The organism is Bradyrhizobium sp. USDA 4011, assembly GCF_054063415.1.
Window position 1 is genome coordinate 4702784 of record NZ_JBSSGG010000001.1, and the last position, 17041, is coordinate 4719824.

At 64.2% G+C, this 17041-nt stretch carries 9 protein-coding genes; 3 read left to right on the forward strand and 6 right to left on the reverse strand.

What is annotated here, in order from left to right; genetic code table 11:
• Positions 1–98 precede the first annotated feature (98 nt).
• From ACVW1C_RS22060 to ACVW1C_RS22075, 4 genes are all read right to left on the reverse strand, one after another.
• Entirely contained in the window at positions 99–626 is a 528-nt protein-coding gene (locus ACVW1C_RS22060) for a phage tail protein (RefSeq protein WP_456760212.1), read from the reverse strand.
• Positions 627–635: 9 nt separating this feature from the next.
• Positions 636–1139, reverse strand: coding sequence for a phage tail protein (locus ACVW1C_RS22065; protein ID WP_456760213.1), 504 nt, complete (start codon positions 1137–1139; stop codon positions 636–638).
• A gap of 12 nt (positions 1140–1151) precedes the next feature.
• Positions 1152–1649: a phage tail protein gene (locus tag ACVW1C_RS22070; RefSeq protein ID WP_456760214.1), complete on the reverse strand. Its 498-nt coding sequence runs from the start codon at positions 1647–1649 to the stop codon at positions 1152–1154.
• Positions 1650–1930: 281 nt separating this feature from the next.
• A complete protein-coding gene (locus tag ACVW1C_RS22075) occupies positions 1931–8509 on the reverse strand; it encodes a hypothetical protein (RefSeq protein WP_456760215.1) in 6579 nt (2192 codons plus the stop codon).
• Between the two features lie 873 nt (positions 8510–9382).
• Here ACVW1C_RS22075 and ACVW1C_RS22080 point away from each other — a divergent pair.
• From ACVW1C_RS22080 to ACVW1C_RS22090, 3 genes are all read left to right on the forward strand, one after another.
• Positions 9383–10567, forward strand: a complete 1185-nt coding sequence (locus tag ACVW1C_RS22080) for an efflux RND transporter periplasmic adaptor subunit (protein WP_456763139.1) — start codon at positions 9383–9385, stop codon at positions 10565–10567.
• Positions 10564–13737, forward strand: coding sequence for an efflux RND transporter permease subunit (locus ACVW1C_RS22085; RefSeq protein WP_456760216.1), 3174 nt, complete (start codon positions 10564–10566; stop codon positions 13735–13737). The genes ACVW1C_RS22080 and ACVW1C_RS22085 overlap by 4 nt, the downstream gene beginning before the upstream one ends.
• 273 nt (positions 13738–14010) lie before the next feature.
• Positions 14011–15201, forward strand: coding sequence for an ABC transporter substrate-binding protein (locus ACVW1C_RS22090; RefSeq protein WP_456760217.1), 1191 nt, complete (start codon positions 14011–14013; stop codon positions 15199–15201).
• Positions 15202–15410: 209 nt separating this feature from the next.
• Here ACVW1C_RS22090 and ACVW1C_RS22095 read toward each other — a convergent pair whose 3' ends face one another.
• Together ACVW1C_RS22095 and ACVW1C_RS22100 are read right to left on the reverse strand one after the other, a co-directional pair.
• On the reverse strand, positions 15411–15800 hold the full coding sequence (locus ACVW1C_RS22095) for an MAPEG family protein (protein ID WP_456760218.1): 390 nt from the start codon (positions 15798–15800) through the stop codon (positions 15411–15413).
• A 106-nt stretch (positions 15801–15906) separates the two neighbouring features.
• Positions 15907–17028 carry a lipocalin-like domain-containing protein gene (locus ACVW1C_RS22100; protein ID WP_456760219.1) on the reverse strand — a complete coding sequence of 374 codons (1122 nt, stop codon included), beginning with the start codon at positions 17026–17028 and terminating at the stop codon, positions 15907–15909.
• Positions 17029–17041 lie beyond the last annotated feature (13 nt).

The following is a 17041-nucleotide window of genomic DNA, read 5'->3' on the forward strand; positions in this document are numbered from 1 at the left end:
AGCCTTTTCCGTTCCGATTGAATCGGAACGGAGCCCTAGATTCTTGTTTTGACGCGTTTTCTTCACGCGAACCGGTGTCCACTTCGCTCGAAAACGCTCTAGCTGCGCTGCGGGAAAATGCCCTGCAACGCGATGCAGAAATTCAACGTGAGATAGGGCATCAGGTTGTTGTGGGGCTGGCTGCCGCCGTTCGGCAGAATTGAACTGGTTGCCGAGAACGGCGAAACGTTGGTCAGCGTCGCCGTGTAGGCCTGTCCCGGGTTTGCCCGTGCAAGGGATCGTGCCGGACCGGGCGTGGCAAGCTGAGACTGATTGATATTGCCCAGAACCCCATGGTTGTGCTGGGGCATCTGGCTTTGCAGCAGCGTCACGGTCGTCGTACCGGCGGACTGTCCGATGTCGTAGAAAGTGCCGGAGGAACTCTGCCCCTGCTGCATCGGCGCGCTGCCTTGCAGGTTGGGCAACGCAAAGTTGCTCTTGCCGTCGCCGCCATAAAAGGTGCCGAGCAGGGAGAAAAGTGCGGTGTTCTGCGAGATCGGCATGAGTTGCCCGTTGCAGACGGCCCACCCCAACGGCGCGAAGTTGAACGGGAAAATGCGGATCTCGGCAAGGAATTGATCAGACATGGTCCCGTCCTAGTTTTGGCTCGGGTAAACGCCGAACAGTGAAATGATGAAGTTGTAGCAGAGGTAGGGTTGCATGTTGTCGTGCGGCTGGCTGCCGCCGACGAATGAGCACGCCTGGCTCGCCATCGGCGAGGCGGCCGCGACCTCGCGGTAGATCTGGGTCGCTCCCACCGCGCCCACGACATTGCCGGTCACCGTGTTGCCGGTCGCATTGTTCAGGGACGCAGCCATCGAGTGGTTGTGGGTGGGCAGTTGCTGGGTGGTCAGCGTCACCTGTTCGGAGCCCCCGGTCTGCCCGATGACGAAGCCACTGGTCTGGTGCAACGGCAGACGGCCTTGCAGGTTCGGCAGGGCGAACGTCTGCTGGCCGTCACCGCCATAGGTGGTTCCGATCAGATTGAACAGCGTGTCGTATTGGGAGATCGGCAGGATCTGTCCCTGGCAGAGCATCCAGCCAACCGGCGCAAAATTGCCGGCGAACATGCGAATCTCGCCAACGTAAGGCTGGCCCATGGCGCGCGTCCTTCAGGTCCGGGAGGGAAAGATGCCCTGCAATGCGATGCAGAAGCTCAGCGTGAGATAGGGCTGCATGTTCTCGTGCGGCTGTGAGCCGCCAGCATTGCCGACGGTGCTCGGAGCCAGTGTCGTCAAATTGCTGGCAGCGGTATAGAGATTGGCCGACGTCGCCATCAGATTGTTGGTGACCGCGGCGTTGTCTGCGCCGTTGGTCGTGCCCTGAAAAATATGCGGATGCTGTGGCATCTCGGCGATCGATAGTGTGTGGGATGTTTCACCGCCAGTCTGCCCGATCGTGAATCCCGACCCCGCATGCAGTGGCACTTTTCCCTGCAGGTTGGGCAGCGCGAAGGTCGTCTGGCCATTGCCGCCATAGATCGTGCCGAGCAACGAGAACAGCGCCTGGTTCTGGTTGATCGGCAGCAACTGGCCATTGCAGAAGGCCCAGCCTTTCGGCGGAAAGTTGAACGACATCATCCTGATTTCAGAGAGAAACGGTAGGGACATCGATCCTCCGTCAGACGATCCGTCTCGTCAGTGACTCAATTAATGAAAATGCAAGGCAAATGCGGTCGCGCGATTACGAATGCACGATAGCGTGTTTTGCGCCAAGTGCAACCTAAACGATTGTCGGAGTTTTGTGATTTTTGTTCGAGCGCATGACGCGCGGATGTCGTTGCGATGACGTGGCGCTTCGCGACGACGATTGCCGTGAATGCGGCGCGACCGAATCGAAACGCCTGCCGGATCGTTCCAGCAGGCGTTGCTCAGGCTGTTGCGACGTTCGATCAAACCACCAGATCGTGATGGGTCTGGAGATGATCGGTCGGGTTGCCGCCCATGGCGGCGCAGGTCATCTCGTGGCCGACCCACCATGGCGTCGCGCCACTGGACTGTCCGCTGAACAGATCGGACAAGGTCTGGGTGTTCGCGGTCAGGTCCGTATGGCTTGTGTTGGTCTGCGACTGCGTCTGGGTCAATGACGAGAAGTCGAAGCTGTCGCCGCTGGTCACCTTGAGCGTACCGGTGGTCTGCAAAGTGGCGGTTTGCTGGTTCGAGGTTGCGGTGCCTTGCGTCGGCATCGCCTTCTGCAAGGCCGCGTTGGATTGGGCGACATCCGAGGTAGTGGCAAGCCGGCGTTCGCCGTCGGCGAGGCCGATATACATCAGGCTGTTGGCATCCGACGGCGAAATCGAGTCGGGAAGGCCGAGCACGTGACCCAGTTCGTGAACCACGGTGGTCAGCAGATCGAGATGACCTGCCGCGGCCGTCGACGGATCGGTCAGGAGATCGGTACCGGCGGCGTTGACGGCGTGGGTGAATTCGAAATTGTCCGACGAGGTCGGGTCGATGAACCAGCCATGGCCGGCGGCATCGGCGTCGATCGTGATATGCAAGGCGCCTTCCTGACCGACAATCTGGCCGGCGAGGTCGGCGATGCTGAAGGTCGCGGCATGCAGGAGGACAAGCTGCGTCGCGTTGGCGCCCGCAATCGCCCATTCGGCGATCGCCGCCGACACCACCGAATTGAGCTCGGCCTGCGTCAGGTGCATCTCGCCGGTGCTCGGGGTCGACGCCTGAACGCCGCCCGCTTCGGCAAGCAGCGGCGCGACCGCCGCGGGCAGTGCAGGCAGCGTGCTGACCAGCGTCGTCATGCCGTTGCCGCCCGTGGTGTCGACGGTGATGCCGCCCGTGGCGCTGGTGTTGTCGTCGGTGATCACGCCTGCGGCGGTCCCCGATGTTGAACCGTTCTTCGAGAGGTTCAGATGGGTGCTGGCGCCGAAATTGCTCAACTCGACGTCGGTGGCGTAGAGCGTGCTATGGTTCAGCGTATTCTTGCTGCCCGTGCCGCCGGCGCCCATGCCGATGACGACATTCGTCGTACTGGTGTCGGTCGCCGTCGCGCCGTTCTCGACATCGAGCGCCGCGAACGGACCGTTGGAGGTCGGAGACGACACCGAGTTGCCGTAGAGCGTGGCGTTGAGGGTCGAGCTGCCGTCGTTATTCTGCAGCGCGATGCCGGCGTCGCCGACGCCGGTGATGGTGTTGTTCTGGATCAGCATCGTCAGGCTGCCGGCGCCTGCGTCGCGGACGAAGATGCCGTCGGAGTTGGATCCCACCTTCGCCGGGCCGATATCGTTGCTGGCGATGGTGCCGGACATGGTGCCGTTGTCCTGGCCCTTCGCCACGAAAATGCCGACCGTGTCGAAGGCGTTGGCGCCGCCGTCGGTCAGGATGTTGTGCGAGATGTCGAACGTGGTGGTCGCGGCGGAGACATTGCCGCCGGAGCCGCTCCTGATGTCGACCGCCGTGCCGCCGCCGGGAACGATTGCTTGGCCGTTGTGGAAGGTGTTGCTCCGCACCACGGCGTCCATCGACGAATTGTTGTTGGCGACGAACGCGATGAAGTCGGACCGTGTGCCGGAAAACGTGCTGTTGGTCACCGTGTAGTTGGCAGTCGCGGAGTTGTAGACTTGGCCGAGGACGTTGTCGTTGCCGCTCGAGCCGATCAGGCCGAACGTGTCGCTGTCCATGGTCAGGCGGTTCAGCGTGCCGCTGGTGTTGTAGAGATCGACATTCTGGGCGAAGCCGCCCGAAATGCTCGATCCCGTGATCGACGCGGTGCCGAGCAGATTGTCGAATCGGATGCTGCTTTCCTCGCGGTCGCCGGCATTGGTGGTGCCGTTGGTGCCGCTGATCGCGCTATTGGCGAGCGTGAAATTGGTGACGCCATTGCCGTAGATCGCGAAGTTGCTGAAGTCGTGCAGCGTCATGTCAGTCAGCGACACGTTGGCGGTGTTGTGCAGGAAAATGCCGGTACCGCCGTCGCCCGATGTGGTTTGCCCGCCGGCGTCGGTGCCGCTCAGGATATCGCCGCCGGTCTTGTTGTTGATCGTGCCACCGGATCCCGCGGAGCCGGTCCCGGTGACCGTGAGCCCGCCGGCCGTTCCCGTCGTGTCGAGGATGATGCCGGCATTGCCCGACGAGCCTGTCGCCGAAATGCTCTTGAAGGTGAGATTGCCGGCGCCGATGTTGGTGTGCTCGACATCGAGGGCGGTGCCAGTCGTCGACGTGATGGTGTTGTTGCTGCCTGTGACGGTGATGGTGCCGCCATGGGTGAAGTTCATGCCGGCCCCGCTGGCCGTCTTGATCACGATGTCGGACATCGTGACGGTGCCGACATTGTTGCCGTCGTCGCTGATGCCGATGCCGGTCGAGGCCGAGGTGTCGATGCTGACGCCGGTGATGGTGTGGCCCGACGTGCCGAGCAGGTCGATGCCGTTATCGGCGCCGGTGACATGGATGACCGGATCGGTGCCGGTGCCGACATTCGCGGTCACCGTGGCGTTGGTCACCGGATTGGTGAACGTCAGGGTATGGCTGCCGCCGATCAGGTTGACGCCGCTGGCGAGGTTGATGCCGTTGGCTTCGCTGTAGGTGCCGGTGCCGTGCTCGAGCACGACATAGTCGCCGGAGCCGGCCGGATTCGCTGCGTTGAAGGCGGCGATCGAGGTGTAGGGATCGGCCTGGGTGCCGAGATTGTGGCTGGTGCCTGTCGTCGAGTTGTCGATGTAGAACACCTGCGGAACGACGCCGACATGGAAGCTCTGGGCGCCCGATGAGAGCGGGCCGCCGGTGCCGGTATGGCTGTTGTCGTTGATGTTCAGAGAAATCGTGTCGCTGCCGGTGAAGCCGTCGTCGCTGTTGTAGGTCAGCGTCGCCAGCGCGGTGTTGAGCTGCGCGATCGTCCCTGTCAGCGTGACGGTATGGCTGCCGTTGTTGGTGAAACTGGCAAGTCCGGTAGGGTCGAAAGACAGCGCGCCGTGGTTCGAAGTGATCGTTGCGGTTTCGTTACCGCCTGCGGAATCGATGTCGGCGACCGAAAGCCCCGATATCGCGAGGTTGGTGTGCGAAAAGGCCGTCCCAACCGATGAATCCGTCGGCACCGTCGCGGTCGGCGGATCGTCGATCGCGGTGACGGTCTGGGTTGCGGTTGCCGATCCCGTGTCGTTGCCGCCGTTCGCGGTGCCGCCGTCGTCGACGGCGGTCACGGTATAGGAGCGCGCCGTGGTGTCGGGAGGCTCACCGGTGTTGTTGAACTGGACGGCATCGAGCACCGCGTTGTAATGCGCGATCGTGTCGGTCCCGGTCAGGGTGACAGTTTCGGTGGTGGCCGTGCTGGAGATCGCGAAGTGGATATTGCCGATGTCACCGCTGGTGCCGGCGTGACCCGCGATCGACAGCACGTCCGACGGCTTGAGGTCGCTCAGCTCGAAAGTCGCGCTGATCAGGTTGGCGCTGTCGACGTCGGTGATCGTGAGGTTCGGGGCGATCGTGACCGGGATCGAATTCGCCGGCGGTGTGCCGACCGGCGGCTCGCTGAAGTCGGTGATGGTGCCGATTGTCACCACCGGCGGGTTGTTGACCGGCGTGACGTCGATGGTGTCGGTCGCAGGCGCGCCGTCGAGCGTGCCGTCATTTGCGGTGATGGTCACCGCGCGGGCCAGACCGGACGGATTGTTGCTGGTATTGAAGTAGGTGATCGAATCCAGCGCGGTCTGGAAGTCGGCGACCGTGGAGGCGGCGGTGCCGGTCAGGGTCAACTCACCGTGCAAGGCGTCCCACGCGCCGATGATGTTCGCGGTGTTGACGAAGCCGAGGACATCCTGGCCGTTGAAATAGTTGCCGGTGATCTGCACCGTCACGTGATCGAGCGTCGCGTTGTCGGCATCGGTGACCGTCAGCGCCGGGTCGAAGGCGGTGGCGGCCTGCTCCTCGATGTAGTTCAGGGTATGGCCGCCGGTCACGACGGGCGGTGCGTCCGGAGGAGCCACGGTCTCGGCATTTGACGTGCCGGTGACGCCGGCGCTGGCCGTGTCGGTCGCGGTGATGGTCTGGCTTCCGGCGGTCTCGAATTTCTCGGTGAAGGTGCCGATGCCGCCGGTCAGCGTCGTGTCAGAGGGCAGCACGGCGCTCGGGTCGCTCGATGTGAAGTGCACGGTGCCGGTGTAGCCGGTGGCGACGTTGCCATGGGCGTCGAGCGCCGTGACCGTGACCGGTCCCGCGATGTCCGCCCGGCCGTTGGCCGGGATGCTCACCACGAAGTGCGTGGCGGGGCCGGGCGCTACGTTTTCGGCATTCGACGTGCCGGTGATGGCGCTGACCGTGTCGGTCGCGGTAATGGTCTGGCTGCCGGAGGTATCGAAGGTCTCGTTGAAGGTTCCGGTGCCATTGGTCAGCGTCATGTCGGCCGGCAGCACGGCGCTGCCGTCGGTCGACGTGAAGTGCACGGTTCCGGTGTAGCCGGTGACGACGTTGCCGAAGGCATCGAGCGCGCTCACCGTGCCCGAGCCTGCGGTACCGGCAGAGCCGCTGCCCGGGATGCTGACCGCAAAGTGCGTGGCGGCGGCCGCCGTCACGGTTTCGACATTCGAGGTGCCGGTGATCGCGCTCGTCACCGTGTCGGTCGCGGTGATGGTCTGGCTTCCGGCGGAGTCGAGCGTCTCGCTGAACGTGGCGGTGCCGTTGGTCAACGTCATGTTGGCCGGCAGCACGGCATGGCCGTCGGTCGACGTGAAGTGCACGGTTCCTGTGTAGCCGGTGACGACGTTGCCGAAGGCGTCGAGCGCGGTCACGGTGCCTGAACCTGCGACTCCCGCGGTGCTGCTGCCCGGAATGCTGATCGCGAAGTGTGTGACGGGACCCGCCGTCACGGTCTCGGCATTCGAGGTGCCGGTGATGCCGGGGCTGAGCGTGTCGGTCGCGATGATGGTCTGGCTTCCGACCGACTCGAATGTCTCGCTGAAGCTGCCGGTGCCGTTGGTCAGTGTCACGTCGGCGGGCAGCACGGCGTGGCCATCGCTCGATGTGAAGTGCACGGTACCCGAATAGCCGGTGGCGACGTTGCCGAAGGCATCGAACGCGGTAACGATGACCGAGCCTGGTGTCCCCGCGGCTCCGTTCGCCGGAATGCTGACCACAAGATGCGTGGCGGCGCCGCCCGTCACTGTCTCGGTGTTCGACGTGCCGGTGATGGCGCTGACCGTGTCGGTCACGGTGACGGTCTGGCTGCCGGCGGTCTTGAATGTCTCGTTGAAGCTGCCGGCGCCGTTGGTCAACGTCATGTCGGCCGGCAGCACGGCGCTGCCGTCGCTCGACGTGAAGTGGACGATCCCCGAATAACTGGTCGCGACATTGTTGAGGGCATCGAGCGCCGTGACGATGACCGAGCCCGGTGTCCCTGCCGTGCCGTTGGCGGGGAGACTGACCGAAAAATGCGTGGCGAGGCCCGGTGTCACGATCTCGGAATTCGATGTGCCCTTGACGGCGCTGTTCACTGTGTCGGTCGCGGTGATGGTCTGGCTGCCGGCGGTGTCGAGGGTCTCGCTGAAGCTGCCGGTGCCGTTGGTCAACGTCACGTCGGCGGGCAGCGCGGCGTGGCCGTCGGTTGACGTGAAGTGAACCGTGCCCGTGTAGTTGGTGACGACGTGGTTCAAGGCATCGAGCGCGGTGACGGTGACCGTGCCTGGCGTTCCCGCTGCGCCGTTGGCAGGAATGCTCACGGCGAAGTGAGTTGCCGCACCCAATGTCACATCGATCGTGAAGGTCTGCGAGCTGCTCAGGGTGCCGTCGCTCGCGGTCGCGGTGACGGTATAGGCGTGACCCGGCGCGCTGACATAGTTGATCTTGCTGGGATCGGCGACGGTGATGACACCTGTCGTGGCATTGATGGTGAAGCCTCCGCCCGAACTGTCGCCAGTCAGGCTGTAGGTCACGGGATTCATATCGGTCGATGTCGCGGTGATGCCTACAGCCGTGCCGGCCGCGGCGCCTTCCGCCACCTTGTTGGCTGCTGCATTGCTGTCGACCGGCGTGGACGGTGCAACGTCGGTGACTGCGATGGTGAAGCTCTGCGCGCTCGTCGCGATGCCGTCGCTCGCCTGAACGGTGATGGTGTAGGCATGACCTGAGCTGGTCACGTAGTTGATCTTGGCGGGGTTCGCGACCGACACCATGCCGGTGTTCGGATCGATCTTGAACCCGCCGCTGGAAGTGTCGCCGGTCAAGGAATAGGTGACGGCATTGCCACTGCTGCTGGCGGCCAGCGCGGTGACGTTGACGAGTGTGTTGGCCGCGGCGCCCTCGATGACCGCGTTGTTTGCCGAATTGGCGTCGACCGGCGCCGACAGCGAGTCCGTGACCGGCGGCCAAAGTGTGCCGGGAGGGCAGCCGAGGTAGAGATATTGCAGACCATACGTGTCAGCGAACGCTTGGGCGGCCGCGTCGAGGACGATATGACCGGTCGGATCGAGGTGAAGTTCGGGGCGCGTTAAACCACCGATTGTATAAGCAGGTATGGTCGTCATGCGCGCTCCTGCAACCGGCGTGAAAGCCGATCAATATTTACAATTGTTGGGGACGATGACGTGTGAAGCCGCTCACACGTTTAAGTTGATCGCCCGCGGCCGGCGATCGCGCCAAGCCGCCTGCAATTCGAGAAAGCCGCGATGTTCGCGGAGCCGCGGCATCAGCAAGATCAAATGCGCGTGCCATTTACGTAGTCGCCTTCACACACTCGCGCCGCGACAAAACACAATGAATGTTCGAGAAAAACGCGGCCGGCCAAGAATATTCATGCTTTGGCAACCATGACCGTATTGGCGATACTACCGGGTGTCAATGTGTGCCGGGATAACAACCACGCCGTTAGTCATAATTCCGCCCGTACAGCGGGAGGTAGAGTATGGGAAGTCGACTGGTCCGGCCATCAGCGGGCCGGAGGTTTCTGTGCCAAAAGTGGACTCGGGGCCAGTGTGACGAATCTGTGAAGCGAACTCGCGCTGTGATTGATTCGAGACGACCTCTCTGTGACCTCGCAGCTCCGATAGGCCAGCTAAACTGCCCCTTTTCGTCGTCACGGTTTCGCGAGCGTGTCGTAAGGCGTTCAGATTGCGCAACTATTCGCTTGATCCGGCGGCCATCTTGAACAGACTGGGGTGCGGCTACATCTGTGACGTCCGCTGCCGCGACATTGCGGTGGTCCAGCCGCGTTGAATCACCGCAAGTTCAATTGCGACTTTCGTAGCCCTGATTTGGTCGGCGTGCTTCGTAGTCTTTTGGGGGAGAGCGAATTGAGTTCGATTGACAGAACGGAGCGTCCGGCTCCGGTAACCGGCGTCGGGCGCCATTCGCTTCGCCGCCAGGGATTTGTCAGGGCATGCCGGCGTGGCCTCGCGCCGATCGGGCTGTTGGCCGCGCTGGCGCTCGGCGGCTGCGGCGACAAGAGCGCGCAATCGCAGGCCGCGCCTCCGGCGCCGCCCGTGACCGTCGCGCAGCCGGTCAAGCGCACCGTTACCGACTGGGATGAATTCACCGGCCGCTTCGAGGCGATCGAGGAGGTTCAGGTCCGCGCCCGCGTCGGCGGCTTCGTCAACAGCGTCGAGTTCAAGGACGGTGCGATCGTCCACGCCGGCGACCTGCTTTACGTCATCGATCCGCGGCCGTTCGAGGCGGTCGTGCTGCAGGCCGAAGGTCAGCTCGCCGATGCGCGCGCCAAGGGGGAGCTTGCCAAGCGCGATCTCGAGCGCGGGCTGAACCTGGTGCAGACCAGCGCGGTCTCGGAGCAGGTCGTCGACCAGCGCCGCCAGGCGTTGCAGGCCGCGCGCGCCGCCGAGACACAGGCCGAGGGCACGCTGAAGGCCGCGCAGCTCAACGTCGAATTCACCCATGTGCTGGCGCCGATCACCGGTCGCGTCAGCCGGCATCTGGTGACCCCGGGCAACCTGGTGCAAGGCAGCGAGAGCGGAGCGACGCTGCTCACCTCGATCGTCTCGCTCGATCCGATCTACATCTATTTCGACGTCGACGAGGCGACCTATCAGCGCAACAGCAAGCTATGGTTCGAAGGCAAGCGGCCGAGCTCGCGCGACACGCCGAACCCGGTGCAGGTGACCCTGACCGGCGAGACCAAGCCCTCGCACGAGGGCAAGATGGACTTCCTCGACAACCGCCTCGATGTCTCGACCGCAACGCTGCGCAGCCGCGCGGTGATCCCGAACAAGGACCTCTCGATCCTGCCCGGCCAGTTCGGCCGCGTCCGCCTGATCGGCTCCTCGCCTTATGAGGCGCTGCTGATCCCGGATACCGCCATCGCCACCGACCAGTCGCGCAAGATCGTGTTCGTGGTCAAGGACGACAACACGGTGGAAGCACGAGCGGTCACGCTCGGACCGCTGGATGAGGGCCTGCGCGTGATTCGCGAAGGCCTCAAGCCGGAGGACCATGTGATTGTCGACGGACTGCAACGCGCCCGCGTCGGCGCCAAGGTGACGCCGAAAATGGCGCAGGCTCCGGCTGAGACCAAGCCTCCGGCAGGCGACAAGTCACCGGCTGGAGACAAGCCGTCGGCAGGTGCCAAGCCATGAATCTCGGCAGGCTCTCCATCAACCAGCCCATCCTCGCGATGGTGCTGTCGATCGTGCTGCTGATCGTCGGCGCGATCGCCTATCCGACGCTGCCGGTCTCGGAATATCCGCAGGTCGTGCCGCCGACCGTCACGGTGACCACGCAGTATCCGGGCGCCTCGGCGCAGACCGTGTCAGACACCGTCGCCGCTCCGATCGAGCAGGAGATCAACGGCGTCGAGGACATGCTGTATCTCTACAGTCAGGCGACCTCGAACGGCCAGCTCACGATCACTGCGACCTTCAAGCTCGGCACCGACCTCGACAAGGCCCAGGTGCTGGTGCAGAACCGCGTCGCGATCGCGCAACCGCGGCTGCCTGAAGAAGTGCAGCGCAACGGCGTCGTCACCCGCAAGAACTCGCCCGACATCCTGATGGTCGTGTTCATGCTGTCGCCCGACGACACGTTCGACCAGCTTTACATCTCCAACTACGCATTGCTGCAGGTCCGTGACCAGCTGTTGCGGCTCGACGGCGTCGGCGACATCCAGATGTTCGGCGCGCGCGATTACTCGATGCGGCTGTGGCTCGATCCCGACCGGATCGCCAATCTCGGCCTGACCTCGGGCGAGGTGCTGGCCGCGATCCGGGCGCAGAACCTGCAGATCGCGGGCGGACAGATCGCGGAACCGCCGATCGCCGATCGCGCCTTCCAGCCGAACCTCGTCTTCACCGGCCGCCTCAAGGACATCAGGCAGTTCGAGGACATCGTGGTGAAGGCCGGCTCCGACGGCCGTACCGTGCGGCTGCGCGACGTCGCCCGCGTCGAGCTCGGCGCGCTGTCCTACGCCACCAACAGCTTCCTGCTGCGCAAATCGGCGGTCGCCCTGCTGGTGACGCAGCGGCCCGGATCGAACGCGCTCGCTACCGCCAAGAGCATCTCCGACACGATGGAGCACATGAAGGCGGGTTTCCCGAAGGGGCTCGACTACAACATCGGCTACAATCCGACCGAGTTCATCGCCCAATCGGTTCATGAGCTGATCAAGACGATCTACGAGGCGATGGCGCTCGTCGTCATCGTGGTGCTGGTGTTCCTGCAGGGATGGCGGCCTGCGATCATCCCGATCATTGCGATCCCGGTGTCGCTGGTCGGCACCTTCGCGGTGATGGCCGCGCTCGGCTTCTCGATCAACAATCTGACGCTGTTCGGCCTGGTCCTCGCGGTCGGCATCGTGGTCGACGACGCCATCGTGGTGGTCGAGAATGTCGAACGGCATCTTGAGCACGGCATGAGCCGGCGCGAGGCTGCGCTCAAGACCATGGAGGAGGTCGGCGGCGCGCTGGTCTCGATCGCGCTGGTGCTGTGCGCGGTGTTCGTGCCGACCGCCTTCCTCGGCGGCATCTCCGGACAGTTCTTCCAGCAATTCGCCGTGACCATCGCGGTCGCGACCGCGATCTCCTGCTTCTGCTCGCTGACGCTGTCGCCGGCGCTGGCCTCGCAGATCCTGGTCCCGCACGAGGAGAAACGCCCGCCGGCACGCTGGAACATCATCGCGCGCGGCTGGGACAGCTTCACCGCGCTGTTCAACCGCGTATTCGATCGGCTGGCGCATGGCTACGCGGCGGTCGCCGACTTCGTGATCCGGCACACGGTGGTGATGGTCGCGATCTACCTCGTGTTGATCGGCAGCGCCGGCTGGCTGCTCGCGACCACCTCGCAGGGCTTCATTCCGGCGCAGGATCGCGGCTACGTCATCATCTCGGCGCAACTGCCGGGCGCCGCATCGCTGGCGCGGACCACGGCTGTCGTGCGCGAGATCGAGCGGATTGCGCTGGATACGCCCGGTATCGTTCGCGTCGCGGCCTTCGCCGGCTTCTCCGGCGCGACGCGCACGCAGGCGGGTAATGCCGCGGCGCTGTTCCCGGTGTTCGACGAGCCGGAGGTACGCCTGAAGAAGGGACTGACGGCGACCGCGATCACGGCCGACCTGCGCAAGCGCCTGTCGGTGATCCAGGGCGCCTTCATCATCGTCATTCCGCCGCCGGCCGTGCCCGGTATCGGCACCGGCGGTGGATTCACCATCCGCGTCCAGGATCGACAGGGGCGCGGGCCCGAATTGCTGGCGTCCGCGACCGATGAACTGGTGTTGGCTGCGCGCAAGTCGCCGAGCCTGACCTCGGTGTTCTCGCCCTATTCCGCGAACACGCCGCAATTGTTCGTCGACATCGATCGCGTCAAGGCGCAGAAGCTCGGCGTTCCCATCGCCAACATCACCGACACGATCGAGACCTATTTCGGCTCGACCTATGTCAACGACTTCAACCTGTTCGGGCGCACCTATCACGTCACGGCGCAGGCCGATCTGCCGTTCCGCAAGGAGACCACCGATCTTTCGCGGTTGCGCACCCGCAACGCCGCCGGCGACATGGTGATGCTCGGCAGTGTCGTGGACTTCAAGGACATCTCGGGCCCCGACCGTGTCGCACGCTACAATCTCTACTCGGCATCCGAACTGCAGGGTGAGCCGGCGCCGGGCGTCAGCTCGACGACGGCGCTCAACGCCATCAAGAAGCTCGCCGACGAAACCCTGCCGAGCGGCTTCTCGTTCGAATGGACCGATCTGTCCTACCAGCAGATCAACGGCGCTAACGCCGGCCTCTACGTGTTCCCGATCTGCGTGCTGTTCGTCTATCTGGTGCTGGCCGCGCAATATGGCAGCTGGACACTGCCGTTCGCGGTGATCCTGATCGTGCCGATGTGCCTGTTCGCGGCCACGATTGGCGTGCGCATCATGGGCCAAGACGTCAACATCCTGACCCAGATCGGCTTCGTGGTGCTGGTGGGCCTCGCCGCCAAGAACGCGATCCTGATCGTCGAGTTCGCGCGCGATATCGAGCTCGAGGGCAGGCCACGGCTGGAGGCGGTCATCGAGGCCTGCCGGCTTCGCCTGCGGCCGATCCTGATGACGTCGTTCGCCTTCATCCTCGGCGTGCTGCCGCTGGTGCTGTCGACCGGCTCGGGCTCGGAGATGCGCCAGGCGGTCGGTGTCGCCGTGTTCTTCGGCATGCTCGGCGTCACCCTGTTCGGCCTGGTCTTCACGCCGATCTTCTACATGGTGGTGCGCAACCTCGCGGAAGGAAAGAACGAGGGCAAGCCGAAGGAACCCGCAGCGAGCGTGGCGGGGTAGTGAGCGGCATTCGGCGTACCGCGGCAGCAAGTCTTTCCCCGTCATCCTGAGGAGCCTGCGAAGCAGGCGTCTCGAAGGATGCGCGGCCCGGTTGGTGGCCGTTCACCCTTCGAGGCTCGCTGCGCTCGGACCTCAGGGTGACGGAGCAGATATTGTGCGGACTTGCGTCGGCAGCCCATACTAACGGCTGAGCCGAAAGAGATGGGCAGGCGCGGGGTTATTAAATAATGTCGCGCCGATTTTTCCTGATAGAAACTGCTGGGAGAGCATGAAATGAAGTCCGGATTTTTGGCCGCGGTCGCGGCTTGCAGCCTGATGCTGGCGGCGCCGGCGATGGCCCAGGGGGTCAAGATCGGGATCCTGAACGATCAGTCCGGCGTCTACGCCGATTACGGCGGCAAATATTCGCTCGAAGCTGCGCGGATGGCGGTCGAGGATTTCGGCGGCGAGGTGCTGGGACAGAAGATCGAGATCGTCACCGCCGACCACCAGAACAAGCCGGACCTGGCGACCGCGATTGCCCGGCGCTGGTACGAGGTCGAGAACGTCGACATGATCACCGAGCTCACCACCTCGTCGGTCGCGCTTGCGGTGCAGGAACTGTCGAAGGAAAAGAAGAAGATCGACATCGTGGTCGGTGCGGCGACCTCGCGCATCTCGGGCGACGCCTGTACGCCCTACAGCTTCCATTGGGCTTATGACACCCGCGCGCTCGCGGTCGGGACCGGCGGCGCGCTGACGGAAGCGGGCGGCGACACGTGGTTCTTTCTGACCGCCGACTACGCCTTCGGCTACGCGCTGGAAAAGGACACCAGCGACATCGTCGCCTCGAAGGGCGGCAAGGTGGTCGGCTCGGTCCGCGTGCCGCTCAACTCGTCGGACTTCTCGTCCTTCCTGCTGCAGGCGCAGAGCTCGAAGGCCAAGATCATCGGGCTCGCCAATGCCGGGCTCGACACCACCAACTCGATCAAGCAGGCGGCCGAGTTCGGCATCGTGCGCGGCGGCCAGAAGCTTGCCGGCCTGCTGATGACGCTGTCGGAGGTGCACGGTCTCGGGCTCGAGGCGGCGCAGGGTCTCGTGCTCACCGAGGGGTTCTATTGGGATCACGATGATGCCTCGCGGGCCTTCAGCGAGCGCTTCTTCAAACGCACCAACCGCATGCCGAGCATGATCCATGCCGGCACCTATTCGGCGACGCTGAGCTACCTCAAGGCCGTGAAGGCGGCCGGCACCAAGGACAGCGAAGCCGTCGCCAAGAAGCTGAAGGAGCTGCCGGTCGACGACGCCTTCGCCAAGGGCAAGGTGCTCGAGAACGGCCGCATGGTCCACGACCTCTACCTGTTCGAGGTCAAGAAGCCCTCGGAATCGAAGAAGCCCTGGGACTACTACAAGCAGCTCGCCGTGGTGCCCGGCGACAAGGCCTTCTTCTCCGCCAAGGAGAGCGGCTGCCCGCTGACCAAGTGACGCGCAGCTGACGTATCACGCAGCTCGTGACACAACATCACCGTCGTCCCTGCCTTGTGCGCAATTGCGCACTGGAGCAGGGACCCACAACCACCGAACTTGGTTGTGAGATCAGGCTGGGGCCCCAGCCATCGCAAAACTCGACCCTGTGGTTATGGGGCCCGGGTCAAGCCCGGGACGACAGAGGAGTGTGTGGCGCGATCGCGCCTTCAATGCACCAGCCGCCACACCGCGCCGCCGAGCACGCCGATCCACAACACGATGCACGCTGTCGCCTGGATGGCAAAACCGCGGCTGCGCTTTGCCACCGCCTCGCGATAGCCGATGAAGTAGACGATGCGGCCGATCACCCAGAGTGCGCCGATGGCTGCGGCTGCTGCGTCGCCGATATAGATCGCGAACAGCCACAGCGACGGCAGGAAGATCGGCATCCATTCCAGCGTGTTCATCTGGATGCGGAAGATGCGCTCGAAATCCGGATTACCCGAGATCGCCGGCAGCTTGACGCCATAGGCGGCTCGGGCGCGTGAGACCTGTGTCGAGGTGAAGAAATAGAACGCGACCGCAAGGCAGGTGACGATGGCCGTGTAGTGGTACATGTCAGGCGTGTCCTCTTGTTTCATTGGCCCCGATGTCTTGACGGGGCGGCAGCGACCAGTGTGACTGGCTGGACGATTTTGGGCGCGCCGATCTTCTGTCGGCGTTTCAGTACCCGGTCATCTCAAGATAGCCGATTCCCGCGTGGCTGCCCGCAAAGCGGATCGGGCCTTCCCAATAGGGGAAGCTGGTCCCCATCCAGCTCCGTGGATTGACCGGCGTGGTCTCGATGGCAAGGCCGCGCGCCGGAAGGGCGACGCGCCATGATGTCGGCAGCTTGCGGCCGTCGATCTCGGTGGTCGCAACCGGCGTGATGCTGTTGCCGGGGCCAGCGATCTCGGCCGAGCGGTCGTCCGGCGTGAACCAGTTGCCGAACAGGTTCTCGCGACCGTCCTTCTGGCGCAGCCGGTACAGCATCAGCTTCTCGTCGCCGGGCAGATGCAGCGAGAACCAGTCCCAGCCGGTCTGGTCCGCCGCCAATGGCTGGCTGCTCCATTCGCGATCCAGCCAGGCCATGCCCGTGACGTCGACCGGTCTGTCGTCGATCGCGATGCGGCCGGACGCCCGGTAGAACGGCTGGCTGTAGTAATAGGAGGCCTGTCCGCGATCGGACTTACGGCTGTAGCCGTGGTCGCCTTGCAGCACCAGCGGGCGATTGGCCTCGAGGCGGAGCGCGGTGCTGAAGTCGGCAGCCGAGGCCGTCAGCTCGAGCGGTGCGACGCGCTGCGCATCGAACAGTTCGAGCCCGTGCAGTTCCCAGGCGTCGATCCAGGCACGGAACGGCGTGGCCTCGACGCCGGCCTGACCGACGCCGCCGCGCGCAAAGGTTTCGCTGAAGCGATGCGTGGTGGCGCTGGTCACCGCGGCGTGGCCCATCCAGAGCTGCTGGTTGGCCCAGCCCTCGGCAGGTCCGCCCGGCTTCATGGTCTGGCGGAACAGCGTCCATTGCGCGCCATAGGCCGCGCCATTCGCGTCGGAGAGATTCGCCGTCACGTACCACCATTCGATCCGGAACTCCGGATGCGGCCCGTGATCGATGGGAAATACGAACTGTTTGCCGGGCGTGACGGCGGCAAAACCTTCGGCATTCTCGCCAAGCCCGGCAAAGCCCTGCGCAAGGCTTTTGCTGCCAAGCGCGAGCGCCAGCGCGCCGCCGGCAAAAGCGCGACGGGTGATGATCGCGCGAGCGGTGAGCGTATGTCGTACGGACCAGCGCATCCGCAACCTCATGTCACCTCTCCCG